We start from the raw sequence: 24,117 nt of genomic DNA, 5'->3' as shown, positions 1-24,117 counted from the left end.
CTTTCGGCCAATGGTGCTGGTTGTGCTGCTATTCGTTGCGTACGCCTGGCTTACTTTCTGCCGCGCTCAAGCCTGCGGCAGCGGTTCGACCAGTACTTCGCTCAGGTGGCGTTCTGCATCGAGCATCGGTACGGCCAGGCGAATCGTCTTCACCGCACGCGCGCCCTCGGGCAAGCGCTCGATTTCGCCGTCCGGACGTACACCCTTCATCGCCCAGATCGCGCCATCGTCGGCAACGAGGTGACGGGCCAGTGTAACGAAATCGGACAGTTCCGCGAATGCCCGCGAGACGATCATGTCGAATTTTTTCGGCACTTCGATGCCAGGGCGCAGCGATTCCACGCGCCCCGTCACGACCGCCAGATTCGTGAGTCCCAGTTCAGCCTTGGCCTGCGACTGGAACGCCGTCTTCTTATGCACGATGTCGTTCAGCGTCACATGCCAGTCCGGACGCGCAATCGCCAGCACGATGCCGGGCAGGCCACCGCCCGACCCAACATCGAGCACCGTCGCGTTTTCACGTGAAGGCAGATGCGGCAGGATCGAAAGCGAATCGAGGATGTGCTGGATCATCATCTGGCGCGGATCGCGGATGGCCGTCAGGTTGTAGACGGCATTCCACTTCGCCAGCAGCGTGACGTAGTCCAGCAGTTGTTCGTGTTGACGCTCGGTCAGATTGAGGGAAAGCGCCGTGGCGCCCTCCTCCAGCATGCGTGCAAGTCCGTCGCGGTCCGCGACACCCGGTTGCCGTGAACGAGCCGTCATTGAGCCGCCTTGTTATCGGTGCCGGCATCGGCCGGATTCTGGCGACGACGCCCCAGGCCGCGCTTGAGGTGAACCATCAGCAGCGAGATCGCGGCGGGCGTAATACCCGAGATACGCGACGCCTGACCAATGGTTTCCGGGCGGAACTGGCTGAGCTTCTGGCACGCCTCGAACGACAGCCCACGCACTTCCGCGTAGTCGATACCTTCGGGCAAGCGCGTGTTCTCGTGCGCACCGTTGCGTTCGATTTCGTCGGCCTGACGGTCGATGTAGCCCTGATACTTGATGCCGATTTCGATCTGCTCCTTGATCTGCTCAAGAAGGATCGCGTCATCCGCAAGCGGAGCGTCGGGTGCGCAGGCGCCTTCGCGCAGCGCAATCACACCGTCGTAGCTCACGCCCGGGCGACGCAGCAGGTCGGCGAGATTGTATTCGTGGTCGATTGGCTTACCGAGCAGTGCCGTTGCTTCTTCCGCGCCAAGCGTCTTCGGATTCACCCACGTCGACTTCAGGCGTTCGGTTTCACGTGAAACAGCATCGCGCTTGCGGCTGAATGCGTCCCAGCGTTCGTCGTCCACGACACCCAATTCGCGGCCGATTTCCGTCAGACGCATATCGGCATTGTCTTCGCGCAGGCTCAGGCGGTATTCGGCACGGCTCGTGAACATGCGATACGGCTCGGACACACCACGCGTCACGAGATCGTCGACCAGCACGCCGAGGTAAGCCTGGTCGCGGCGCGGGCACCATGCATCCTTGCCCTGCACCTGCAGACCGGCGTTGATACCCGCGAGCAAGCCTTGGGCTGCCGCTTCTTCGTAGCCGGTCGTGCCGTTGATCTGACCCGCAAAAAACAGACCGTTGATGACCTTGGTTTCCAGCGAAGCCTTCAGACCACGCGGGTCGAAGTAGTCATACTCGATCGCATAGCCGGGACGCAGGATATGCGCGTGCTCAAGGCCGCGCATCGAATGCACGAGGTCCAGTTGCACGTCGAACGGCAGGCTCGTCGAGATCCCGTTCGGGTAGAACTCGTTGGTCGTCAGCCCTTCCGGTTCCAGATAAATCTGATGCGACTCCTTCGAGGCGAAGCGATGGATCTTGTCTTCGATCGACGGGCAGTAGCGCGGCCCTACTCCTTCGATCACGCCCGTGTACATCGGCGAACGGTCCAGACCGCCACGGATGATGTCGTGCGTGCGCTCGTTGGTGTGCGTGACCCAGCACGGAATCTGCTGCGGATGTTGCTCGGCACGGCCGAGGAACGAGAAGACCGGCACCGGATCGAGGTCGCCCGGCTGCTCTTCGAGCACCGAGAAGTCGATCGTGCGGCCATCGATACGCGGCGGCGTGCCCGTCTTGAGGCGGCCCTGCGGCAGCTTCAGCTCCTTCAGGCGTGCGGACAAGGTCACCGCGGCGGGATCGCCAGCGCGGCCGCCAGTGTAGTTGTTCAGGCCCACGTGAATCTTGCCGTCGAGGAATGTCCCTGCCGTCAGCACCACGGCGCGGGCGCGGAAGCGCAGACCGATCTGCGTCACTGCGCCGACCACGCGATCGCCCTCGACCATCAGGTCTTCAACAGCTTGCTGGAACAGCCAAAGATTCGGCTGATTTTCGAGACGACGACGGATCGCAGCCTTATAAAGAATGCGGTCAGCCTGGGCGCGCGTCGCACGCACAGCCGGGCCCTTGGACGAATTGAGAATGCGGAACTGAATGCCGCCCTCGTCCGTCGCTGCGGCCATCGCGCCGCCGAGTGCATCGACTTCCTTGACCAGATGGCCTTTGCCAATACCGCCGATCGACGGATTGCAGCTCATTTGGCCGAGCGTTTCGATGTTGTGCGTGAGCAGGAGCGTCTTCACGCCCATACGGGCAGCGGCAAGCGCGGCCTCGGTGCCGGCGTGACCGCCGCCGACGACGATTACGTCAAACTCTGTGGGAAAAAGCATGGCGGGGACCTCACGCACGGACGAATGGACCGCGTGAGCCTTCTCAGAAAAAGTGGTATGCGCGGATTATAACGGTTTCAGGTTTTCGACCGATCACACCCGAATAAGGTTTAATCGGGCCGAAGAAAAAAAGCGGCGTGTTTCACGTGAAACACGCCGCCGATTTCTGCAGAGCCTGACGAGAACTAGACGGGTTTCTTCGCCAACCCAAGATACGTCTCGATCACGCGCGGGTTCTGCGCCAGATCATTTGCCGGCCCTTCCAGCGCCAGATCGCCCGTTTCCAGTACGTAGCCGTAGTCGGAGATCTGCAAAGCCGCGCGCGCGTTCTGTTCGATCAACAAGGTCGCGACGCCGGTCTGCCGCAGCGCGCTGATGATGTGGAAGATCTCTTTCACGATCAACGGTGCCAGGCCAAGGCTCGGCTCGTCCAGCATCAACAGATCGGGCTTGCCCATCAACGCCCGGCCCACTGCGAGCATCTGCCGCTCGCCGCCCGAAAGCGTGCCTGCGGCCTGCGCGCGCCGCTCCTTCAAGCGCGGGAAAAGCTCGAATACGTGATCGAGCTGATCGAGAAAGTTGCGCTCCCCTGCCCGCTTGCGCCGGTACGCGCCGAGCACGAGATTGTCCTCAACCGACATCGAGGCAAACAACTCCCGCTTCTCCGGCACGAGGCACATGCCGCGCGCAACCCGGCGTTCGATGGGCAAGGCACCGACGTCTTCGCCCTGGTAGGCAATCTTGCCGCTCGCATGCCCGCTAACCGGCAGCGCGCCCATGACTGCATTCAGCAGCGTCGACTTGCCCGCGCCGTTCGGCCCGATCACCGAGACGATCTGCCCGGCGCCAACCTTGATCGACGCCTTATGCAGCGCCTCGATCTTGCCGTAGCGCACGGCCAGGCCCGTTACTTCGAGGATGGCTTGCGTCATCATTCCACCCCGCCCAGATAAGCTTCGAGCACCGCCGGGTCTTCCTGGACGTCTTGCGGCAAGCCTTCGGCGATGCGCGTGCCGAACTCCATGACGACCAATCGATCAGTGAGATTCATCACGAAGTCCATATCGTGTTCGACCAGCAGCACGCTCATGCCCTCTTCCCTCAGCTTGCGCAGCAACGCCGCCAGTTGCAGTTTCTCCTGATAACGCAGGCCCGCCGCCGGTTCGTCCAGCAACAGCAGGGTCGGATCGCAGCAAAGCGCCCGCGCAATTTCCAGAATCCGCTGCTGGCCCAGCGCCAGACTGCCCGCTTCCTCATACATCTGCGACTCCAGGCCGACGCGCTTTAGCTGCCTCGCCGCCTCGCTCATCAGCCTCCCCTCTTCCGCCGCATTGAGCTTGACGACGCTGCGCAGCACGCCCGAATGCCCACGCAGATGCGCGCCGATCGCCACGTTCTCCAGCACGGTCATCGTCGGCAGGAGTTTGACATGCTGGAAGGTGCGCCCGATGCCACGCGCGACGATTTCACGTGAAGTCAGCTTGTCGATACGCTCGCCACGGAACGTGATCGCGCCGCTGGTCGGCTGAAGCACGCCGGTCACGAGATTGAATGTGGTCGATTTCCCCGCGCCGTTCGGCCCGATCAGGCCGATGATCTGGCCAGCCTTCACCTCGAAGCTCACATCGTTCACCGCCACCAGCCCGCCGAACTGCTTGCGCGCCTTATCGACGGTCAACAGCAACTCGCCTGTCGCCGGCTTGCTGCGTTGCGGCAAAGGCTCGGCGTGCTCGGGCACGTGCGCCTGCGGCCCACGTGGAAAGAAGCGCGCGACAAATGGCCAGACGCCGCGCCGCGCGTACTGGAGCAGCAGCACCATCAGAATGCCGAAGACGATGATCTCGAAGTTGCCGTTCTCGCCGAGCAGTTTGGGCAGCAGCGTCTGCAGCCAGTCCTGCAGCAAGGTGAGGATCGCCGCACCCAGCACTGCGCCCCAGACATGCGCAACGCCACCCACGACCGCCATGAAGAGATACTCGATGCCGTGGTTCAGACCGAAGGGCGTCGGGTTCACGGCGCGCTGCAAATGCGCGTAGAGAAAGCCCGAGACCGCCGCCAGAACCGCCGCGTAGACGAAGATCACCACGCGCATCCACGCCGTATTGACGCCCATCGCCTCGGCCATCAGACCGCCGCCGCGCAGCGCGCGAATCGCCCGGCCGGTGCGGCTGTTCAGCAGGTTCTGCACCGAGATCACCGAAGCCAGCACCACCACCCAGATCAGGTAGTAGATGTGCCGCCCCGACTCCAGCTCGATGCCGAACACCTTGAGCACCGGAATCCCGTTGATGCCGTCGTACTTGCCGAGCATGTCCAGATTGCCGAACAGGAAGAACAGCGCCAGCCCCCACGCGATGGTGCCCAGCGGCAGGAAGTGGCCCGAGAGCCGCATCGTCACGAGGCCCAGCACGAGCGCGACCAGCGCCGTAATCACCACGCCGACGATCAACGCGAGCCACGGCGAAACGCCGTACTGCGTCGTCAGATACGCCGTCGCGTAAGCGCCCAGCCCAACGAAGGCAGCCTGCCCGAAACTCGTCATCCCGCCGATGCCGGTCAGCAGCACCAAGCCGATCGCCACGATCGAATACAAGCCGATGTAGTTGAGCAGCGTGATCCAGTATTCGGGCACGCGCACGACGCCGGGCAACACCGGCAGCGCGAACATCACCACGAGGAACAGCCAGAAGAAGCGGTTATGCAAAACAAGTCGTTTCATCGCGTCACTCCTCTTCCTCTTCGGCATGCGGCGTGGACAGACTGCGCCACAGCAGCACGGGAATGATCAGCGTGAACACGATCACCTCCTTGTACGAGCTCGCCCAGAACGACGAGTACGACTCCAGCAGCCCCACGAGCACCGATCCAGCCGCGGCCAGCGGATAGCTCACCAGCCCGCCGATGATCGCGCCCACGAAGCCCTTCAGCCCGATCAGAAAGCCCGAGTCGTAGTAGATGGTCGTGAGCGGCGCGACCAGCACGCCGCACAGCGCGCCCAGCCCTGCCGCGAGCGTGAACGCGAGCCGCCCGGCCTGCGTCGTGCCGATGCCAACCAGCCGCGCGCCCAGCCGGTTCACCGAGGTCGCGCGCAACGCCTTGCCGGAGATCGTGCGATCGAAATAGAAGTACAGCGCGACGATCAACACCACCGCCGTGCCGACCACCCAGAGACTTTGCCCCGAGATCGACAGCGCGCCGATGTTGAAACTGGCGTCCGAGAACGCGGTCGTGCGCGAGCCTTCCGCGCCGAACATCACGAGCCCGAGACCGACCATCGCGAAGTGCACGGCCACCGCCACGATCAGCAACAGCAGCGTGGTGGCTTCGGCGATCGGCTCATAGGCGAGCCGGTAGATGAACGGCCCCATCGGCACGACGATGGCGAGCGTCAGCGCAATCTGCGCGAGCATCGGCAAGGGCTGCCCTGCCAGGCCGCGCGTGAGCGCATAGAGCGCGATGGGGAACAGCAGATACTTGCCCGCGAGCGAGACGAGCGTGCGCGCCGCGTGGCGACGACGTTCTGCATGACGCACGAGCCCCGCCGTTTCGACGACAAAGCACGCGGCGCCCAATGCAACGAGCAGCCAGCAGGTAGCGGGAAACTTCTGCGATTGCAGCGCGGCCAGCGTCAAAGCGCCGTACGAAACGAACTCGCCCTGCGGAATGAAGATCACCCGCGTCACGGAAAACACCAGCACCAGGGCGAGCGCGAGCAGCGCGTAAATCGCTCCGGTGGTGATGCCGTCCTGCGCGAGGATCGCGGCGATCGATAAATCCATAACCCCTCTTTCTGGAACGCGTGAAGCCGCCAACGTCAGGACGACGTTGGGAGATGCGGGACAAGACAGCGTAGACAGCGCAACGGGAAAGCGCGCGGCGCGCCAGGTTCGGCCGCGCCGCTTCAGAGACAGGACAACAGATACCGATGCCGCGCCGCACGTGAAGCACGCCAGCGTTTCACGTGCGAGCGCGCGGCATCGACCACGCGGACAAACCTCAATCGCCTTGCAGCTTCCACTTGCCGTTGACGACTTCGACGATCACGCGCGCGCGGTCGTCGAGGCCGTTATGGTCGGTCGCCGACGTGTTCATGATGCCGTGCGAAACCGGCAGATCCTTGATGTTTTCGAGCGAGTCACGCAGCGCCACGCGGAACGCCTCGGTGCCCGGTTGCGCGGTCTTGAGCACGGCCGGAATCGCACGCTGAAGCATCTGGCCAGCGTCCCACGCGTGACCGCCGAAGGTCGCCACCGTGCCTGCGCCGTAGGCTTTCTCGTAGGCCGCCTTGTAGGCCAGCGCGGACTTCTTCACCGGGTTCGAATCAGGCAGTTGATCGGCGACGAGAATCGGGCCGGCGGGCAGCAGCTCGCCTTCGCAATCCTTGCCGCACACACGCAGGAAGTCGTTATTGGCGACGCCGTGCGTCTGATAAATCTTGCCCTTGTAGCCGCGATCCTTGAGCGTGGTCGCGGGCAGCGCCGAAGGCGTACCGGAACCGGCGATCAGCACCGCATCCGGGTTCGCCGCCATCAGCTTGAGCGCCTGCCCCGTCACCGAGGAATCGGTGCGGTTATAGCGCTCGCTCGCGACGATCTTGACGTTGTGCTTCGCCGCGGCCGCCGTGAATTCGCGCAGCCAGCTATCGCCATAGGCATCCGTGAAGCCGATGAAGCCCACCGTCTTGACGCCGTGCTTCTCCATATAACCGGCGATCGCATCGGCCATCAGGCTGTCGTTCTGCGGCGGCTTGAAGGCCCACTTGCGCTTGTCGTCAACCGGCTGGATGATGGCCGCCGACGCCGCGAGCGAGATCATCGGCGTCTTGCCTTGCGCGACCACGTCGAGCATCGCCAGCGAGTTCGGCGTCACCGAGGAACCGATGATCGCGTCGACGTGATCTTCGTCGATCAGCTTGTGCGTGTTCTGCACGGCCTTGCTCGTATCGGACGCGTCGTCGAGCACGATGTACTGCACGCTCTTGCCGCCGATCTCCTTGGGCAACAGCGCGATCGTGTTCTTCTCCGGGATGCCGAGCGACGCCGCCGGACCCGTCGCCGAAAGCGTCACGCCGATCTTCACCTGAGCGGCCGCCACGCCCGCCATGCTCATCAATGCCGCTGCGAGCCCGGCATTGAGCGCCGTCACCGACCACTGTTTCATCGCCAACTTCTTTTTCATTGCGCGTCTCCAAACGCTTCGTCTGCGTGTCGATTTGTTTTTCCAGCGGCGTGCTGCGAAGCGCCTGAACGTGTTCGCGGCCGCGCCGGCCTTTGAGTGTAGTAATCGGGATCGCGCGTGTGACGCATGGTTTTCCCTGCCTGCGGCACTGCACAAGCCGCCACGCGATCCGCCCTGCTGCGTGCTGCCCTACCCTGCTGCACTTCGCTGCTGTGCGCTACAACTGCTCGCGGCATCGACGCACGCGCACATCGTTGCGGCAGCAACAAAAAAGGCACGTCCTGGGGAGCGTGCCTTTTGATGTCGGATGCGATGCGTGTGCGTTCCTTGGGAAACTCAGTCGCCAGCCAGCTTCCACTTGCCGCCGACGATCTCCACCATCACGCGCGCCCGGTCGTCGAGGCCCGCATGATCGGTCGCGCTCATCGTGAAGATGCCGTGCGCGCCCGCTACATCGTGCGTATCTTCGAGCGCCTTGCGCAACGCCGTGCGGAACGCAGGCGTGCCCGGTTGCCCGGCCTTCAGCGCAACGGGAATCGCGTGCTGGAGCAACAAGCCTGCGTCCCACGCATGGCCGCCGAAGGTGGAAATGGAACCCGCGCCGTAGGCCTTCTCGTAGGCCGCCTTGTAGGCGAGCGCCGACTGTTTCACGGGATTCGATGCGGGCAGTTGATCGGCGACCAGCAGCGGGCCGGCGGGCAGATACGTGCCCTCGCAGTCCTTGCCGCACACGCGCAGGAAGTCGTTATTGGCGACGCCGTGCGTCTGATAATACTTGCCCGCGTAGCCGCGCTCCTTGAGCGTCTTCTGCGGCAACGCGGCGGGCGTGCCCGCACCGGCGATCAGCACCGCGTCGGGATGCTGCGAGATCATCTTGAGCACCTGGCCCGTGACGGACGCATCGTTGCGCGCAAAGCGTTCGTTCGCGACGATCTTGATGTTCTGCTTCGCCGCCGCCGCGCTGAAGGTCTTGTACCAGCTCTCGCCGTACGCATCCGAGAAGCCGATAAAGGCCACCGACTTCACGCCATGCGCGGCCATATGCTGGGCGATGGCGCCGGCCATTAACTGATCGTTCTGCGGCGTCTTGAAGACCCACGCGCGCTTCGCATCCATCGGCTCGACGATCGAGGCGGCGGCCGCCATCGAGATCATCGGCGTGCCGGTTTCGGCGGCGACGTCGATCATCGCCAGCGAGTTCGGCACGACGGTCGAGCCGAGCAGCGCGTCGACGTGTTCTTCACTGGTGAGCTTGCGGGCGTTCTTGACGGCCTGGGTGGAGTCGGTGGCATCGTCGAGGACGATGTAATCGACCTTCTGACCCGCAATGTCCTTCGGCAGCAACGCGATCGTGTTCTTTTCCGGGATGCCCAGCGACGCCGCCGGTCCCGTGGCGGAAAGCGTGACGCCAATCTTCACGTCCGCGTGCGCCGCGCCCGCCGTGGCGGCGAGCATCCCCGTGGCGGCCATGGCCGCACTCATCCAACGCCAAACCAACGGCATCTCCACTCCTTCGATCTTCGTATTCTTTATTGCGCCGGAAATGCGAGGTTTTCCGGGTTCGAAATCAGGCAGGGTTTTACGCGCCGATAATGCTGACCGCATGGTCGGCGAATGGCGAGTGTAACGGAGCGATGTTTTGCGCGGCAAGCGCTTTCCGGCAGCTTACAGCGCGGATGCAACGGTGCAAAAACGGCTGCGGAAATGCGTAACGGCGCAGGCCCCGCACGACGGCGGTTTTACGCAAAGCGTGGCTATTTGCGTAAATCGACGCAATGCGGCAAAGCGGAAACAACGGATTAATGGTGAATCGATGGCGAACGCCAGATTGAACTATCGGGAAACTACCGGGGAAACTACCGGGAAAAACGCGAGGGGGAAAAACGGGAAGGGAGAGACGAGAAAAGACGAGAATGGAGAACGAGGTGCATTAGCGATTTGAGCCAATGCTGAATATTAAAAGCGCAGTTGGATTCTCATCCAACTGCGCTTCCTTGTCCGGGCACTTTGTGCCTCAGTTGTCTCCTCGTTCTCCACCTGCAAATTCGGTGCATCAGAACTAGGTGAAACTTTAACTTTCGCCCCTCTCATGGGCAACTAGCATTTACCCTAGTGGTGCAGTGCGGCACCGAATTGGGGCGCACTGACACAGAGATGTCGCATTCAAACGCTGTGCGGCAGGCCGTTTGGCACAAGACCACCGCAAGACCCCGTTCACACACGAAGACGCCTATTCTCACGTGAATTTCCACGTGAAGCAAGGGTCGGTGCACGCGCCGGTCAGGCGCGCAGCGGCCGCACCCGCGCCACGATTTCGCCGACGATGCCGCGCCGGAACGCCAGCACGCAGGCGATGAAAATCAGCCCCGTGACGATGGTTGCGGACTCACCCAGCGAGCGGAACCACTCCACGCCCGTCACCGAAGCCAGCATGCCGCCGATATCGCCGAGCCGGTCTTCCAGCGCGACGATCAGCGCCGCACCCAGCAGCGGCCCGAACAGCGTGCCCATGCCGCCCACCAGCGTCATCAGGATCACGAGGCCGGACATGGTCCAGTAAGCGTCGCCGAGCGTCTCGAAACCCAGCACCAGCACCTTGAGCGAACCGGCCAGCCCCGCAAGCCCGGCCGAAAGCACGAAGGCGAGCAACTTGAAGCGATCGGTGTCGTAGCCCAGCGAAATCGCGCGCGGCTCGTTCTCCTTGATCGCGACCAGCACCTGGCCGAACGGCGAATGCACGATACGCACGATCAGCATGAAGGCCAGCACCATCACCACCAGCACGACATAGTAGAGCGAGAGATCCGAATCGAGCGACACCACGCCGAACAGCTTGCCGCGCGGCACGCCTTGCAGACCGTCTTCGCCGTGCGTGAACGGCGCCTGCAGGAACACGAAGTAGACCATCTGCGCGAGCGCGAGCGTGACCATCGCGAAGTAGATGCCCTGGCGGCGAATCGCAAAGATGCCGACGATCACGCCCAGCAGCGTAGCCACCGCCGTGCCGGCCAGCACGCCCAGCTCCGGCGTGAAACCGAGCGACTGGATCGCGTAACCGGCGGTGTAGCCCGCGCTGGCGAGAAACATCGCGTGACCGAACGACAGCAGGCCCGTATAACCGATCAGCAGATTGAACGCGGCCGCGAACAGCGCGAAGCACAGCACCTTCATCACGAAGAGCGGATAGCCGCCGGCGAACGGCGCCACGATCAGCCCGAGCAGCAGCAGCGCATACAGCACTTTTCTTTGCATCATCGTTCCTTGCCGAAGAGTCCAGCGGGGCGGATCAGCAGCACGATCGCCATGATGACGAACACCACGGTCGCGGACGCCTCCGGCCAGAACACGCGCGTAAAGCCCTCGATCACGCCGAGCATCAGCCCCGTGAGAATCGAGCCCATGATCGACCCCATGCCGCCGATCACGACCACGGCGAACACCGTGATGATCATCGGCTGGCCCATCAGCGGCGAGACCTGGATCACCGGCGCGGCCAGCACGCCCGCGAAGGCCGCGAGCGCCACGCCAAAGCCATAGGTGAGCGTGATCATGAGCGGCACGTTGATGCCGAACGCCTCGACGAGCTTGGGGTTTTCCGTGCCCGCGCGCAGATACGCGCCCAGCCGCGTTTTCTCGATCACGAACCACGTGGCGAAGCACACGGCCAGCGAAGCGACGACAACCCACGCGCGATAGTTAGGCAGATACATGAAGCCGACATTGGTTGCGCCCGCAAGCAGATCGGGCACGTCGTAGGGCTGGCCCGAAGCGCCGTAGATCGAGCGGAACACGCCCTCCACCACCAGCGTCAAACCGAAAGTCAGCAGGAGTCCGTACAAATGATCGAGCCGATACAGCCAGCGCAGCATCGAACGCTCGATCAGCACGCCGATCAAGCCCACCACGAGCGGCGCGACAAAAATCATCACCCAGTACGGCAGATTGAAATACGCGAGACCCATCCACGTGAGCATCGCGCCCAGCATGAACAACGCGCCATGGGCGAAGTTGATCACGTTGAGCATGCCGAAGATCACCGCAAGGCCCAGGCTCAGGATCGCGTAAAACGACCCGTTCACGAGCCCGAGCAACAACTGGCTCAGCATTGCCGAAAGCGGAATGCCAAAGATCATCATGAAAGCCGCCCCCGATGGAACTGCGATGTAACCGCGATCTAACGATTCAGGCACGGGTTATCGGTTGAAGCATCGATGCGGCGCCTGGCGCGTACAACCGCACCGGACGCCGCATGCCCTCTTCCCGTCACGCGTGCGCGCTCAGTGCGCGCTCAATGCGCGCCTACTTCCACAACGCGCACTTCGATTCCGCCTTCGACGTGTAAGCCTGTTCGCCCGGAATCGTCTGCACGACCTTGTAAAGATCCCACGGTCCCTTCGATTCGGAAGGCTTCTTCACTTCGACCAGATACATGTCGTGAATCAGCACGCCGTCCTGGCGGATATAGCCGTTGCTCGTATAGAAGTCGTTGATCTTCGTCTTCTTGAGCTGCGCCATGACCTTGTCGGAATCCGTCGAGCCAACGGCCTGCACCGCCTTCAGGTAGTTCATCACCACCGAGTAATCGGCGGCCTGAAGCTCGGACGGCATCTTCTTGTTCTGCTCGTAGTAGCGCTGCGCCCACTTGCGCGTCGCGTCGTTCTGGTCCCAGTACCAGCCGCTCGTCAGCACGAGGCCCTGCGTGGTCTCCAGTCCGAGGCTCTTCACGTCGGGCAGGAACATCAGCAGCGCGGCGATCTTCATCGTCTTGGTGATGCCGAATTCCTTGGACGCCTTGATCGCGTTGACCGAGTCGCCGCCCGCATTGGCGAGGCCGAGCACCTGCGCCTTCGACGCCTGCGCCTGCAGCAGGAACGACGAAAAATCCGAAGCCGAAAGCGGATGGCGCACTTCGCCCAGCACCTGGCCGCCGTTGGCTTTCACCACGTCCGCCGTGTTCTTTTCGAGCGACTTGCCGAACGCGTAGTCGGCGGTCAGGAAGAACCACGACTTGCCGCCCTGCTTGAGCACCGCGAGGCCCGTGCCCTTGGCGAGCGCGACCGTGTCGTAGCCGTAGTGGATCGTGTACGGCGTGCATTGCTCGTTGGTCAGTGCGTCGGTGCCCGCGCCCGTGTTGAAGTAGACGCGCTTCTTCTCCTGCGCGACCTGGTTCATGGCCAGCGCAGTCGCCGAATTGGTGCCGCCGAGCAGCATGTCGATGCCGTCGCGGTCCATCCATTCGCGCGCCTTCGACGCGGCGATATCGGCCTTGTTCTGGTGATCGGCGTACATGATCTCGATCGGCTTGCCGTTCACCTTGCCGCCGAAATCGGCGATTGCCATCTTGATGGCGGCGAGGCCGCCCTGGCCGTCGTCGTCCGCGTAAAGCCCCGACATATCCGTGATGAAGCCGATCTTCACCGCGTCGTTCGCGGCCTGCGCAGTCCCCGCGCAGAGCGCCGTAGCAGCCGCCGTGGCGGCAACGTAAGCCGCGAGCCGCGCGAACGTGGTCTTCTTCATTGCTGTCTCCTTCACTGGTTGCGTTGTGATGCAGCGTTGTTATTCAGGCAAGGCAAAACAGGACAAAACGACACGACTCGCGCGGACCGGGTTCGACAACCCCACTCCGCGCGCGATACGAATGCGCAAACTAGACACCGAGCAGATCGTGCAGCACGGGCATCTTGCCCTCGAGCTCGGCGATACCGAAACGCTCGACGATGCGCCCGTGCTCCATCACATAGAAGCGGTCGGCGAGCGGCGCCGCGAAGCGGAAGTTCTGCTCGACCATCACGACGGTGTAGCCGCGCGACTTGAGCGTGACGATCATGCGCGCGAGCGTCTGCACGATGACGGGCGCGAGGCCCTCGGAAATCTCGTCGAGCAGCAGCAGATTCGCGCCGGTGCGCAGAATGCGCGCGACGGCCAGCATCTGCTGCTCGCCGCCGGACAAGCGCGTGCCCTGGCTATGGCGGCGCTCCGCGAGGTTGGGGAACATCGAATAAATCTCGTCGAGCGACATGCCTTGCTCGCCGCTTTTCGCACCGCCTTTCACACCGCTTTTTGCACCGATGGCGGGCGGCAGCAGCAGGTTTTCTTCGCACGACAGACTCGAAAAAATGCCGCGTTCTTCCGGGCAATAACCCACACCGCAATGCGCGATGCGATAGGTCGGCATCTGGATGGTTTCGCGCGCACCGATGCGGATCGAACCCGTGCGCCGGCCCGTCAAGCCCATGATGGCGCGCAGCGTGGTCGTGCGGCCCGCGCCGTTGCGGCCGAGCAGCGTGACGACTTCGCCGCGCTTCACGGAGAGATCGACGCCATGCAGGATGTGCGATTCGCCATACCACGCCTGCAGGCCCGCGATTTCCAGCGCGCTCTCGCCCGCGCCCGCCGCGCTGTCCTGCTCACCGCGCTGCTCGCCGTGCTGCTCCGTCACCGTGCTCATGCGTGCGCTCCCGCGAGCGCAGCGTCCGCACTGCCCATATAGGCTTCGGCCACGAGCGGATTCTTCGACACTTCGGCGTAGCTGCCTTCGGCCAGCACTTCGCCGCGTTGCAGAACCGTGATGGTGTCGGAGATGCCCGCGATCACATTCATGTTGTGCTCGACCATCAGGATCGTGCGGCCCGTCGATACCTTCTTGATCAGCGCCGTCACGCGGTCCACGTCTTCGTGCCCCATGCCTTGCGTCGGTTCGTCGAGCAGCATCAGTTCCGGCTCCATCGCCAGCGTGGTGGCGATTTCGAGCGCGCGCTTGCGCCCATACGCAAGCTCGACGGTCGGCACATCGGCGAAATCGGTGAGGCCCACCTGGGTGAGCAGATCCATCGCGCGGTCGTTGAGTTCGGCCAGCGAGCGCTCGCTTTTCCAGAAGTGATACGCGGTGCCCAGTTGCCGTTGCAGGCCGATGCGCACGTTCTGCAACGCGGTCAAATGCGGAAACACCGCCGAAATCTGGAACGAGCGAATGATGCCGCGCCGCGCAATCTGCGCAGGCCGCTCGCTGGTGATGTCGATGCCGTTGAAGACGATGCGCCCGGCGCTCGGCACGAGAAATTTAGTCAGGAGATTGAAGCAAGTGGTCTTGCCCGCGCCATTCGGTCCAATGAGCGCGTGAATCGAACCGCGGCACACGCGCAGGTTCACGCCGTTCACGGCCGTGAAGCCCTTGAACTGTTTCGTGAGGCCGCGCGTCTCCAGAATCGTGTCGCCGAGAATCATGTTCCCTTCCACGCGAAGTAGGCTGATGCTTCGACTGGCTTCGATGGGTTCGTGCGTGCCGGATCAAGTGGGTCTAGCCGATTCGGGCCGCGCACGACGATGCATGACGCGCCATGTTCCGGCGCCTGCCTCCCCCGCTTTTGTCATTCCGCGCCATTGTCTCGCCATTGATGCAGCGCAATCATTGGGATTTGCACTTACGGGTGAGCGTCAAGTTTCATGGAATCGCTGCGCGCCATTTAGCGCAACAATTAACCGACGATATCAGCGCGATGCCGGCACGTTAGAAACATCAGATCGATGAAGCCGGCGCACGAAAGCGCACGCGCCGCAGTCGCGGCGCGTGTCCTGGATAGTGGTCCGAAACAACGGCTTTGCTGCGCGTCGTTTTGCGGGCATCGCCGCAAGACGCGCAGTTAAGCGGGTGCTTCACGCCACGGGTGCGGATGCAGCCAACTCCGTGCGCACGGTGGTCGATAGTCCCGCGCGGCGGTCTTCGCGCATCATCAGCGCCGCGCGTTCGGCGATCATCAGCGTCGGCGAATTGGTGTTGCCCGACGTGATAAACGGCATCACCGAGGCATCCACCACACGCAGTCCTTCCACGCCGCGCACGCGCAAACGCGCATCGACCACGGCGTCGGCGTCGTCGGCGCGGCCCATGCGGCAGGTGCCCACCGGATGGAAGATCGTCGTGCCGACATTGCCCGCCGCCTCGCGCAGCTCTTCCTCGCTCTGATACGCCACGCCCGGCAAAATCTCCTGCGGCTGATAACGCGCAAGCGCGGGCGACGCCGCGATCCGGCGCGTGAGACGCAGCGCATTGGCGGCCACGCGCAGATCGTGATCGGTCGAGAGATAGTTAGGCGCGATGGCGGGCGCGTCCTCGGCACGCGCGGAAACCGCGTGAATGCCGCCACGCGATGTGGGCCGCAGATTGCACACCGAAGCCGTGAACGCATTGAAGCGATGCAAGGGCTCGCCAAAGCGATCGAGTGAAAGCGGCTGCACGTGATACTGCAGATCGGGCCGCGTGAGCGCCGGGTCGTTCACATCCGACTTCGCGAACGCACCCAGTTGCGAAGGCGCCATCGACATCGGGCCGCTTTGCAGCAGCGCGTATTCCATGCCGATCATCAGCTTGCCCCACCAATGCGCCGACGCCGTGTTGAGCGTGCGCACGCCGTTCACGCGAAACGCCATGCGCAGTTGCAGATGGTCCTGCAGGTTTTCGCCCACGCCGCGCAGATCGTTCACCACTTCCACGCCCAGTTGCGCGAGGCGCGCCGCATCGCCAATGCCCGAACGCTCCAGCAATGGCGGCGAATTCACCGCGCCAGCGCTCAGAATCACTTCGCAGCGCGCGCGGGCGCGATACGCCACATCGCCTGCGGACTGCGCCCGGTAATCCACGCCGACGCAGCGCTTGCCTTCGAAGATCACGCGCTCGGTCAGCGCGCCCGTCACGACGGTGAGATTGGGCCGCTTCATCGCCGCGCGCAAAAACGCCTTCGACGCATTCCAGCGCACGCCGCGCCGCTGGTTCACATCGAAATAGCCGACGCCTTCGTTATTGCCGCGATTGAAATCGCTGGTCGCGGGAATGCCCTGCTCCTGCGCGGCCTGCGCGAAGGTTTCGAGAATCTGCCATTTGAGGCGCTGCTTTTCCACGCGCCATTCGCCGCCCGCGCCGTGGAATTCGCTCGCGCCGCCGTGGTAATCCTCGCTGCGTTTGAAGACCGGCAGCACCGAATCCCACGACCAGCCCGAATCGCCCGTCACGCGCGCCCAGTTGTCGTAGTCCTCGCGCTGGCCGCGCATATAGATCATGCCGTTGATCGACGACGAACCACCGAGCACGCGCCCGCGCGGATACGACAGCGCACGCCCGTTGAGGCCTTTTTCCCCGGCGGTTTTATACAGCCAGTCCGTGCGCGGATTGCCGATGCAGTAGAGATAGCCGACCGGAATGTGAATCCAGTGATAGTCGTCCTTGCCGCCCGCTTCGATCAGCAGCACGGACACGTCCGCGTCCTGCGTGAGACGATTGGCGAGCACGCAGCCCGCCGTGCCCGCACCGACGATCACGTAGTCGAATTCACCTGCGGTTTTACGAAGCTCGCGCTTTGCGAAGTCATGAGTCGCTGACATGACGCGCCTCGCTTACTTCGCCACCGGCATGGTGAATTCGGCGCCCTTGGCGATGCTGTCCGGCCAGCGCTGCATGATGCTCTTGTAGCGCGTGTAGAAGCGCACGCCCTCTTCGCCATACGCGTGGTGATCGCCGAACAGCGAACGCTTCCAGCCGCCGAACGAATGCCACGCCATCGGCACCGGAATCGGCACGTTGATGCCCACCATGCCCACCTTGATCTGCCGCGAGAACGCGCGCGCCACGCCGCCGTCCGAGGTGAAACACGCCACGCCGTTGGCGAATTCGTGCGCGTTGATCAGCTCGACCGCACTCGCGAAATCCGGCACGCGCACGACCGACAGCACCGGCCCGAAAATCTCTTCGCGATAGATCGACATATCGGTTTTCACCTCGTCGAACAGCGTGCCGCCGAGGAAGAAACCGTTCTCGCGCCCGGCAACCGTGTGACCGCGCCCATCGACCACGAGCTTCGCGCCCGAGGCAATGCCCGCGTCGATATAACCCTGCACTTTCGCGCGGTGCGCCGCGGTCACGAGCGGCCCCATTTCCGAGGCCTCGTTCATGCCGTCGCCGATATTGAGCGACTTCACGCGCGGCGTCAGGCGCTCGATCAGTTCATCGGCGATATGGCCCACGGCCACCGCCACCGAGATCGCCATGCAGCGCTCGCCCGCCGACCCATAGGCCGCGCCGATCAGCGCATCGACGGCCTGATCGAGATCGGCGTCGGGCATCACCACGAGATGGTTCTTCGCGCCGCCCAGCGCCTGCACGCGCTTGCCGTGTCTGGTGCCTTCCGTGTAGATGTATTCGGCGATCGGCGTGGAGCCGACAAACGACAGCGCGGCGATGTCCGGGTGCGCAAGCAGCGCGTCCACCGCGACCTTGTCGCCGTGCACGACGTTGAACACGCCATCGGGCAGGCCCGCTTCCTTGAGCAGTTCCGCAAGCCGCAGCGACGCGGAAGGATCGCGCTCCGAGGGCTTCAGCACAAAGGTATTGCCGCAGGCGAGCGCGACCGGAAACATCCAGCACGGCACCATCATCGGAAAGTTGAAAGGCGTCACGCCCGCGACCACGCCCAGCGGCTGGCGCAGATTCCAGTTGTCGATGCCGCCGCCGATCTGGTCGGTGAAATCGGTCTTGAGCAGGTTCGGAATGCCGCACGCGAATTCGACGATTTCGATGCCGCGCATCACCTCGCCTTTCGCATCCGAGAACACCTTGCCGTGCTCGCGCGTGACGAGTTCGGCCAGTTCGTCGTGGTGACGGTCGAGCAGTTCCTTGAACTTGAACAGGATGCGCGCGCGCTTGATGGGCGGCGTTTCGCTCCAGGCGGGAAAGGCAGCGTGGGCGGCGGCCACGGCGGCATCGACTTCGGCGGCGCTTGCCAGCGGCACGCGTGCGCTGACGGCGCCAGTGGCGGGATTGAAGACGTCGGCATAACGGCCGCTGCTGGATTCGCGTGCGCGGCCGTCGACGAAATGCGGCAGTTGCACCACGGCGCGCGCAGGCGCCTCGCTACGTTCTGTCTCGCTCATGTCTGCCTCTTCGATGGAGGTTTATCGATTGGATGGCGCGCCGGGCGCGCTTCTGCGCGTGACGCGCAGACCGGCTTTAGCGTAATCGCACGACGCCGCGCCGATCCAATGATTAATCCTCAACAGCGATATAAGGCGCGTTAATATCAGCGCATGGACCTGACCTTGTTGCGGGCGTTCGTCACGGTCGCGCGCGAAGGCAATCTCACGCGCGCTGCCACGCATCTGCATCTCACGCAGCCCGCCGTGAGTCTGCAGATCAAGCATCTGCAGGAAACGCTGGGCGTGACGCTGTTTACGCGCACCTCGCACGGTCTTGCGCTCACGCGCGACGGCCAGGCGCTGCTGCCGCACGCCGAACGCGCGCTGGCCGCCGCCGGCGACGTGCAGCGCGCCGCTGCTGCGCTGCGTCATGAAGTGCGCGGCAAGCTGCGCATCGGCACAATTCTCGATCCGGCGTTTTTACGGCTCGGCGGCTTTTTGCGGCAGCTTGTGGAGACCTGGCCGCAGATCGAAACGGCGCTGCGGCATGGCATGTCGGGCTGGGTGCTCGATCAGGTGCGCGCGGGCGAACTGGACGTGGGCTACTACATCGGCCAGCCCGGCCCGGATGCCGAGGCCTTTCACACGCTCACGCTCACGCGTTTTCAATATCGCGTGCTCGCGCCCGCAGGCTGGAAAGATCGCGTGAAAGGCGCGCACGACTGGCGCGCGCTCGCGGCCTTGCCGTGGATCTGGACGCCGCCGGCATCCGCGCATAACCGGCTGCTGTCCGGCCTGTTCGAAGCGGCGGGCGCGAAGCCCAACAAGGTGGCGGAAGTGGATCAGGAGCCGTCGATGCTCGATCTCGTGAAATCGGGCGTGGGTCTGACGCTCGCGCGCGACGCCACGGCCATTGCCGAAGCGCACGCCCACGCGCTCACCATCGTCGATGGCGTGACGGTGCCCACCGAACTCACCTTCATCACGCGCGCGGATCGTCGCGACGAACCCACCATCGGCGCAGCGCTCAAGGCCATCGAAACACAGTGGACGATATGAGCCGTACTCATGAACATGCGGCGGGATCGGTGGCGGAATCGGCAGCGTTAAAAGCAACTAACGTCTGATCTTATCCGCGCAGCATGGGCGATCGATGGCTCTGTCATCGGCTGTAACAGCGCGGTCACGCAAGTTTTGCTAGATTCGGAATTCGCGCCGCGATTTTCGATGCTCCCTGATTGGCTCAATGAGGAAGCGATGCGGCGCGTCCCGAGCCTCGCCCATCGTTCCCTCGTTCCAACAGGAGCCTTGCATGGCCCGCAACATCGAAATCAAAGCCCGTGCCCGTCAATTCGACGCCCTGCGCGAGCGCGCCGCCCAGCTCGCACCCGATGCGCCGCTGATCTTTCGCCAGCAGGACTTCTTCTACGACGTGCCGCGCGGCCGCCTGAAGCTGCGTCAATTCGACGACGGCACGCCGCCCGAACTGATCTTCTACCAGCGCGACGACCGCGACGGCCCCAAGGCCTCGTACTACACGCGCAGCCCCGTCACCAACGCCGAAGCGATGCACTCGCTGCTCGCCACCGCGCTCACCACGCGCGGCATCGTCTCGAAGGAGCGCCACGTCTACACGGCGGGCCGCACGCGCATCCATCTGGACCGCGTGGACGGCCTGGGCGATTTCGTCGAACTGGAAGTGCTGCTCGGCCCCGACGACGACGAGCAAGGCGGCGAAGCGGAAGCCGCAGCGGTGTTCAAGAAGCTCGGCGTGGAGGAAGCCGATCTCGTGGCCGTGGCTTACGTCGATCTGCTCAACACGCCGGCGCAGGCGGCCTGATTGGCTTATCGTCGCTAACCGGCGCGGCGCGCCTTAAAGCGGCGCCGCACCAGGCTCCAGATGGCCGAGCGGCAGCGGACCATTGCGCTTGAAAGTCGTGAGCACGATGTTCGAGCGCACGCTGTCCACGCCGGGCACGCGCATGAGCTTTTTCATCACGAACGACGACAGCGCGTTCAGATCCGGCGCCACGATCCGCAGCAGATAATCGGCGTCGCCCACCACGGCATGGCATTCGAGCACTTCCGGCAGCACGTCGATCTGCTGCTGGAACTGTTCGATGATCGAATCGCCGTGGTGCTTCAACTTCAGGCTCGTGAACGCCGTGACGCCCAGCCCCAGTTTCTCGGGCCGCAGCACGACGCGATAACCGTCGATCACGCCCGACGCCTCCAGCCGCTGCAAACGCCGGCCGATCTGCGAAGGCGAAAGCGGCACCTGTTCGCCCAGCTGCTGATGGGTGGCGCGGCCAAAGCGCTGCAATACGTCGAGCAGCGCGAGATCGAAGTGATCGAGTTCGAGCATGAAAATATCCTGCATTGAATAGCTAATCGATGCACGATTATCGCATGACTAGCGCAATCAGCACCTGAAACGCGCACCTTCCGCATGCACTCCGCTCTACACTTTCTCATCGAAAAGTGCTTTTAGTGGAGCGTTCACAAACATGGCCATCGCCGCTACCGCCAAACTGCAGGAACAGTTCGACGCGGGTCTCGAAACCCGTGCGGATTTCACCATCGACCAGCCGCGCGAGCGCTATGGCGCGGTCGATCACGCGGTCTGGGACCAGCTTTACCGGCGGCAAATGGCGCTGCTCGATGGGCGCGCCTGCGCGGCGTTTATCGAAGGCGCCAAGCGCATTGGGCTGGACGTCGCGCAGGTGCCCGATTTCGAGGCCGTGAGCGAGCGCCTGATGGCCGCCACGGGCTGGCGCATCGTCGCCGTGCCGGGTCTCGTGCCCGATCGCATCTTCTTCGAGCATCTGGCCAACCGGCGCTTTCCGGTGACCTGGTGGATGCGCCGCCCCGACCAGCTCGATTATCTGCAGGAACCGGACTGCTTCCACGACCTGTTCGGCCACGTGCCGCTGCTCACCGACCCCGTTTTCGCCGATGCGATCCACGCCTACGGCCGCGCCGCGCTCGCGGTGGAAGACCGCGCACTGCCGCTGCTCGCGCGCCTCTACTGGTACACGGTGGAATTCGGCCTGATGCGCGACGCCGACGATCGCTCGAACGTGAAGATCTACGGCGCGGGCATCGTCTCCAGCAAGGGCGAATCGATCTACAGCGTGGAAAGCGCCGCGCCCAACCGGCTCGGCTTCGATCTCGATCGCGTGCTGCGCACGCGCTATCGCATCGACACGTTCCAGAAAACCTACTTCGTGATCGACTCGTTCGCGCAACTGTTCGATGCGCTGGGCGCCGGTATTGCGGCACGCCTGACCGACCCCGCGCCGATCATCGCGTTCGAGCCGCACGCGGCCGGCGACGTGCTGGCCAGCGACACGGTCTACACGCGCGGCACGCGCGAAGGCTGGCTCGCGGACGGCGACGTTTAAGGCTTCGCCGCGCTTGCCTGGCGATCCCGTTTTGCGGCAACGCAATACGTGTGCCCTCAGGCACGCGCCGATTGCCGCAGCGCGTGGGCGCACGCTCGCACGCCCTGGCTATCCGTGGAAGAATCAAAGACGCGCCCGGCACGCTGGCCGATCCCAGCGCCGGACGCGAATCGCATTACGTACACATCGCGCATACAGGTGCCATGATGATCAACCGACTCACCTCCGAAGAGCGCGCCTCGCAGCTCGCACGTCTGCATGGCTGGCAGGCCGTCACCGGCCGCGACGCCATCCAGCGCCATTTCCGTTTCGCCGATTTCAACGAAGCTTTCGGCTTCATGACGCGCGTGGCCATCAAGGCGCAGGAAATGAATCACCATCCCGAGTGGTTCAACGTCTATAACCGCGTGGAAGTCACGCTGTCGACGCATGAAGCCGATGGCCTCACGACGCGCGATATCGAACTCGCGAGCTTTATCGATTCGATCGCGCCGGGCCCGCTCGCCACGTAATAGCGGCGCGATAGCTAGTCGAGTACGACGCAGGCGCAACATGAAATGTGTTCATGAAGCGCCGACGCGTAAGCGCAATGGATGGGTCGCGCGTTAGGCAAGGGTGTGCACGGCGCTCAACAGGCAAATACGCTGCAATGAAAGCATAATGCAGGCTATCGGACGTCCAAACCTTCAGCTTTGAAGGCCATTCTTGAGGGACACGTAAGACTCCCAGGCAATGCGTGCCTGAGGGTCTAAACGATCCGGTGAGAAGACGTTCTGACGCTGTACAATCAGCAGCGCATATGGCCTGGAGAGCGCAACTGCCTCCTGGCACAACGCGAGTTCGTCGCCGCTCGAAGGCGAGCGGTCGCGCCAGAAGTTGATCGCGGCTTCGAGTTCGGTGATGGAGATATCGGACATGTTGGTCGTGATCGTGCAACTGTTGCACGCAGCGCCGCCCAGTCGCTGCGCTGCCGTTTCCGTTTCACGAACGAGCGGCGCATTGCGAACTGCGTGCCTGAACGCTAAACCCATTGTACTTGAGCGAAATCCATGCGACTCCTTCTGATCGAAGACGACCGCCCCATCGCACGCGGCATCCAGTCCAGCCTCGAACAAGCCGGCTTCACGGTCGACATGGTCCACGACGGCATCTTCGCCGAACAGGCTCTCACGCAGAACCGTCACGAGCTCGTGATCCTCGACCTCGGCCTGCCGGGCATCGACGGCATGACGCTGCTCTCGCGTTTCCGCCAAAGCAACCGTCATACGCCCGTGATCGTGCTGACCGCGCGCGACGAGCTCAATGACCGTGTGCAAGGCCTCAATTCGGGCGCCGACGACTACATGCTCAAGCCGTTCGAACCGGCTGAACTCGAAGCGCGTATCCGCGCCGTGATGCGCCGCAGCGGCCCGCACGGCGACGTGCCGCGCCCCGAAGTTTCGCTCGGCGGCGTGCGTCTGTCGGGCGTCGATCGCCGCATCTTCAACGACGACAAACCGCTCGAACTCTCGCCGCGCGAATTCGCCGTGCTCGAAATGCTGCTGCTGCGTCATGGCCGCGTCGTCAGCAAGGCGCAGCTGCAGGACCACCTCACGCATTTCGGCGGCGATCTCGGCGATACCGCGATCGAAGTCTATGTGCACCGCGTGCGCAAGAAGCTCGAAAACTGCCGTGTCGAGATCGTCACGGTGCGCGGCTTCGGCTACCTGCTGCAGGAAATCCGCCAGGCGGCCTGACGCCAGCCTGCCGCCGCTGCAAAGCCGGACGGCCTGAATCGCTCAGGACCGTTCGCAGGGCGCCTCGCCATTCCGGGAGGCGCCCTTTTTCCATCCTCTGCCGCGCGAGCCTGCACCCGCGTAAAATGATCCGGGCCTGCGTGGACCGCCTTCGCGCGCCACGCCCACGTCTTTCCTTCG

23 protein-coding genes are annotated in these 24,117 nt (G+C 63.6%); 7 read left to right on the top strand and 16 right to left on the bottom strand.

Annotated elements, in window-relative coordinates; translation table 11 throughout:
- Positions 1–66: 66 nt before the first annotated feature.
- From rsmG to G3N59_RS13790, 6 genes are all read right to left on the bottom strand, one after another.
- Complete coding sequence (gene rsmG / locus G3N59_RS13815; RefSeq protein ID WP_205983184.1) at positions 67–765, bottom strand: 16S rRNA (guanine(527)-N(7))-methyltransferase RsmG; 699 nt, start codon at positions 763–765, stop codon at positions 67–69.
- A complete protein-coding gene (mnmG, locus tag G3N59_RS13810; RefSeq protein WP_205983183.1) occupies positions 762–2,717 on the bottom strand; it encodes a tRNA uridine-5-carboxymethylaminomethyl(34) synthesis enzyme MnmG in 1,956 nt (651 codons plus the stop codon). Before mnmG ends, rsmG begins: the two co-directional genes overlap by 4 nt.
- Before the next feature lie 185 nt (positions 2,718–2,902).
- On the bottom strand, positions 2,903–3,652 hold the full coding sequence (locus G3N59_RS13805) for an ABC transporter ATP-binding protein (protein ID WP_205983182.1): 750 nt from the start codon (positions 3,650–3,652) through the stop codon (positions 2,903–2,905).
- A complete protein-coding gene (locus G3N59_RS13800) occupies positions 3,649–5,436 on the bottom strand; it encodes a branched-chain amino acid ABC transporter ATP-binding protein/permease (RefSeq protein ID WP_205983181.1) in 1,788 nt (595 codons plus the stop codon). The genes G3N59_RS13805 and G3N59_RS13800 overlap by 4 nt, the downstream gene beginning before the upstream one ends.
- Positions 5,437–5,440: 4 nt before the next feature.
- A complete protein-coding gene (locus G3N59_RS13795) occupies positions 5,441–6,496 on the bottom strand; it encodes a branched-chain amino acid ABC transporter permease (protein ID WP_205983180.1) in 1,056 nt (351 codons plus the stop codon).
- A gap of 217 nt (positions 6,497–6,713) precedes the next feature.
- Positions 6,714–7,826 (bottom strand): ABC transporter substrate-binding protein, encoded by a 1,113-nt coding sequence (locus G3N59_RS13790; RefSeq protein WP_241023440.1) that lies wholly within the window; start codon positions 7,824–7,826, stop codon positions 6,714–6,716.
- Between the two features lie 22 nt (positions 7,827–7,848).
- Here G3N59_RS13790 and G3N59_RS13785 point away from each other — a divergent pair, with 22 nt between their 5' ends.
- A complete protein-coding gene (locus tag G3N59_RS13785; protein ID WP_205983261.1) occupies positions 7,849–8,196 on the top strand; it encodes a hypothetical protein in 348 nt (115 codons plus the stop codon).
- A 35-nt stretch (positions 8,197–8,231) separates the two neighbouring features.
- Here the strand turns inward: G3N59_RS13785 and G3N59_RS13780 are convergent, their stop codons facing one another.
- Positions 8,232–9,365, bottom strand: a complete 1,134-nt coding sequence (locus tag G3N59_RS13780) for an ABC transporter substrate-binding protein (protein ID WP_241023421.1) — start codon at positions 9,363–9,365, stop codon at positions 8,232–8,234.
- Between G3N59_RS13780 and G3N59_RS13775 the strand changes: the two genes are divergently transcribed.
- Entirely contained in the window at positions 9,364–9,522 is a 159-nt protein-coding gene (locus tag G3N59_RS13775) for a hypothetical protein (RefSeq protein WP_205983260.1), read from the top strand. The two genes, G3N59_RS13780 and G3N59_RS13775, sit on opposite strands and share 2 nt — an antisense overlap.
- Positions 9,523–10,175: 653 nt before the next feature.
- On the opposite strand, the gene G3N59_RS13770 is transcribed toward G3N59_RS13775, so the two are convergent.
- The 7 genes from G3N59_RS13770 to G3N59_RS13740 all read right to left on the bottom strand — a co-directional run bounded on the left by G3N59_RS13770 (position 10,176) and on the right by G3N59_RS13740 (position 18,815).
- On the bottom strand, positions 10,176–11,147 hold the full coding sequence (locus tag G3N59_RS13770) for a branched-chain amino acid ABC transporter permease (protein ID WP_205983255.1): 972 nt from the start codon (positions 11,145–11,147) through the stop codon (positions 10,176–10,178).
- Positions 11,147–12,031, bottom strand: coding sequence for a branched-chain amino acid ABC transporter permease (locus G3N59_RS13765; protein ID WP_205983177.1), 885 nt, complete (start codon positions 12,029–12,031; stop codon positions 11,147–11,149). The genes G3N59_RS13770 and G3N59_RS13765 overlap by 1 nt, the downstream gene beginning before the upstream one ends.
- Before the next feature lie 163 nt (positions 12,032–12,194).
- Positions 12,195–13,412 carry an ABC transporter substrate-binding protein gene (locus G3N59_RS13760; protein WP_205983176.1) on the bottom strand — a complete coding sequence of 406 codons (1,218 nt, stop codon included), beginning with the start codon at positions 13,410–13,412 and terminating at the stop codon, positions 12,195–12,197.
- Positions 13,413–13,542: 130 nt separating this feature from the next.
- A complete protein-coding gene (locus G3N59_RS13755) occupies positions 13,543–14,343 on the bottom strand; it encodes an ABC transporter ATP-binding protein (RefSeq protein ID WP_205983175.1) in 801 nt (266 codons plus the stop codon).
- Positions 14,340–15,119 (bottom strand): ABC transporter ATP-binding protein, encoded by a 780-nt coding sequence (locus G3N59_RS13750; protein WP_205983174.1) that lies wholly within the window; start codon positions 15,117–15,119, stop codon positions 14,340–14,342. Before G3N59_RS13750 ends, G3N59_RS13755 begins: the two co-directional genes overlap by 4 nt.
- Positions 15,120–15,548: 429 nt before the next feature.
- A complete protein-coding gene (locus G3N59_RS13745) occupies positions 15,549–17,270 on the bottom strand; it encodes a GMC family oxidoreductase N-terminal domain-containing protein (protein WP_205983173.1) in 1,722 nt (573 codons plus the stop codon).
- Positions 17,271–17,282: 12 nt separating this feature from the next.
- Entirely contained in the window at positions 17,283–18,815 is a 1,533-nt protein-coding gene (locus G3N59_RS13740; protein ID WP_205983172.1) for a CoA-acylating methylmalonate-semialdehyde dehydrogenase, read from the bottom strand.
- Between the two features lie 153 nt (positions 18,816–18,968).
- Between G3N59_RS13740 and G3N59_RS13735 the strand changes: the two genes are divergently transcribed.
- Positions 18,969–19,856, top strand: a complete 888-nt coding sequence (locus tag G3N59_RS13735; RefSeq protein ID WP_205983171.1) for a LysR family transcriptional regulator — start codon at positions 18,969–18,971, stop codon at positions 19,854–19,856.
- Positions 19,857–20,109: 253 nt separating this feature from the next.
- Positions 20,110–20,637, top strand: a complete 528-nt coding sequence (locus tag G3N59_RS13730; RefSeq protein ID WP_205983170.1) for a class IV adenylate cyclase — start codon at positions 20,110–20,112, stop codon at positions 20,635–20,637.
- 33 nt (positions 20,638–20,670) lie between these two features.
- On the opposite strand, the gene G3N59_RS13725 is transcribed toward G3N59_RS13730, so the two are convergent.
- The gene (locus tag G3N59_RS13725) at positions 20,671–21,162 is read right to left on the bottom strand and encodes an Lrp/AsnC family transcriptional regulator (protein WP_027815978.1); all 492 of its coding nucleotides are present in this window, start codon (positions 21,160–21,162) and stop codon (positions 20,671–20,673) included.
- 142 nt (positions 21,163–21,304) lie between these two features.
- Between G3N59_RS13725 and phhA the strand changes: the two genes are divergently transcribed.
- Entirely contained in the window at positions 21,305–22,201 is an 897-nt protein-coding gene (gene phhA, locus G3N59_RS13720) for a phenylalanine 4-monooxygenase (RefSeq protein ID WP_205983169.1), read from the top strand.
- Between the two features lie 206 nt (positions 22,202–22,407).
- The gene (locus tag G3N59_RS13715) at positions 22,408–22,713 is read left to right on the top strand and encodes a 4a-hydroxytetrahydrobiopterin dehydratase (protein ID WP_205983254.1); all 306 of its coding nucleotides are present in this window, start codon (positions 22,408–22,410) and stop codon (positions 22,711–22,713) included.
- Between the two features lie 174 nt (positions 22,714–22,887).
- Here G3N59_RS13715 and G3N59_RS13710 read toward each other — a convergent pair whose 3' ends face one another.
- The gene (locus G3N59_RS13710; protein ID WP_205983168.1) at positions 22,888–23,118 is read right to left on the bottom strand and encodes a DUF3717 domain-containing protein; all 231 of its coding nucleotides are present in this window, start codon (positions 23,116–23,118) and stop codon (positions 22,888–22,890) included.
- A 132-nt stretch (positions 23,119–23,250) separates the two neighbouring features.
- Between G3N59_RS13710 and G3N59_RS13705 the strand changes: the two genes are divergently transcribed.
- Complete coding sequence (locus tag G3N59_RS13705) at positions 23,251–23,937, top strand: response regulator transcription factor (protein WP_027815974.1); 687 nt, start codon at positions 23,251–23,253, stop codon at positions 23,935–23,937.
- Positions 23,938–24,117 lie beyond the last annotated feature (180 nt).

It is taken from the genome of Paraburkholderia sp. Ac-20340 (assembly GCF_017104965.1).
Classification (GTDB): Bacteria; Pseudomonadota; Gammaproteobacteria; order Burkholderiales; family Burkholderiaceae; genus Paraburkholderia.
The sequence above is the reverse complement of the archived record's forward strand: the minus strand, read 5'-3'. Positions and strand labels throughout refer to the sequence as shown.

Excerpts from the sequence above, each read along its gene's own strand:
- rsmG (WP_205983184.1), bottom strand. The coding sequence starts at position 765 with ATGACGGCTCGTTCACGGCAACCGGGTGTCGCGGACCGCGACGGACTT.
- mnmG (WP_205983183.1), bottom strand. The coding sequence starts at position 2,717 with ATGCTTTTTCCCACAGAGTTTGACGTAATCGTCGTCGGCGGCGGTCAC.
- G3N59_RS13805 (WP_205983182.1), bottom strand. The coding sequence starts at position 3,652 with ATGATGACGCAAGCCATCCTCGAAGTAACGGGCCTGGCCGTGCGCTAC.
- G3N59_RS13800 (WP_205983181.1), bottom strand. The coding sequence starts at position 5,436 with ATGAAACGACTTGTTTTGCATAACCGCTTCTTCTGGCTGTTCCTCGTG.
- G3N59_RS13795 (WP_205983180.1), bottom strand. The coding sequence starts at position 6,496 with ATGGATTTATCGATCGCCGCGATCCTCGCGCAGGACGGCATCACCACC.
- G3N59_RS13790 (WP_241023440.1), bottom strand. The coding sequence starts at position 7,826 with ATGAGCATGGCGGGCGTGGCGGCCGCTCAGGTGAAGATCGGCGTGACG.
- G3N59_RS13775 (WP_205983260.1), top strand. The coding sequence starts at position 9,364 with ATGGCCGCACTCATCCAACGCCAAACCAACGGCATCTCCACTCCTTCG.
- G3N59_RS13780 (WP_241023421.1), bottom strand. The coding sequence starts at position 9,365 with ATGGCCGCCACGGGGATGCTCGCCGCCACGGCGGGCGCGGCGCACGCG.
- G3N59_RS13770 (WP_205983255.1), bottom strand. The coding sequence starts at position 11,147 with ATGCAAAGAAAAGTGCTGTATGCGCTGCTGCTGCTCGGGCTGATCGTG.
- G3N59_RS13765 (WP_205983177.1), bottom strand. The coding sequence starts at position 12,031 with ATGATGATCTTTGGCATTCCGCTTTCGGCAATGCTGAGCCAGTTGTTG.
- G3N59_RS13760 (WP_205983176.1), bottom strand. The coding sequence starts at position 13,412 with ATGAAGAAGACCACGTTCGCGCGGCTCGCGGCTTACGTTGCCGCCACG.
- G3N59_RS13755 (WP_205983175.1), bottom strand. The coding sequence starts at position 14,343 with ATGAGCACGGTGACGGAGCAGCACGGCGAGCAGCGCGGTGAGCAGGAC.
- G3N59_RS13750 (WP_205983174.1), bottom strand. The coding sequence starts at position 15,119 with ATGATTCTCGGCGACACGATTCTGGAGACGCGCGGCCTCACGAAACAG.
- G3N59_RS13745 (WP_205983173.1), bottom strand. The coding sequence starts at position 17,270 with ATGTCAGCGACTCATGACTTCGCAAAGCGCGAGCTTCGTAAAACCGCA.
- G3N59_RS13740 (WP_205983172.1), bottom strand. The coding sequence starts at position 18,815 with ATGAGCGAGACAGAACGTAGCGAGGCGCCTGCGCGCGCCGTGGTGCAA.
- G3N59_RS13735 (WP_205983171.1), top strand. The coding sequence starts at position 18,969 with ATGGACCTGACCTTGTTGCGGGCGTTCGTCACGGTCGCGCGCGAAGGC.
- G3N59_RS13730 (WP_205983170.1), top strand. The coding sequence starts at position 20,110 with ATGGCCCGCAACATCGAAATCAAAGCCCGTGCCCGTCAATTCGACGCC.
- G3N59_RS13725 (WP_027815978.1), bottom strand. The coding sequence starts at position 21,162 with ATGCTCGAACTCGATCACTTCGATCTCGCGCTGCTCGACGTATTGCAG.
- phhA (WP_205983169.1), top strand. The coding sequence starts at position 21,305 with ATGGCCATCGCCGCTACCGCCAAACTGCAGGAACAGTTCGACGCGGGT.
- G3N59_RS13715 (WP_205983254.1), top strand. The coding sequence starts at position 22,408 with ATGATCAACCGACTCACCTCCGAAGAGCGCGCCTCGCAGCTCGCACGT.
- G3N59_RS13710 (WP_205983168.1), bottom strand. The coding sequence starts at position 23,118 with ATGTCCGATATCTCCATCACCGAACTCGAAGCCGCGATCAACTTCTGG.
- G3N59_RS13705 (WP_027815974.1), top strand. The coding sequence starts at position 23,251 with ATGCGACTCCTTCTGATCGAAGACGACCGCCCCATCGCACGCGGCATC.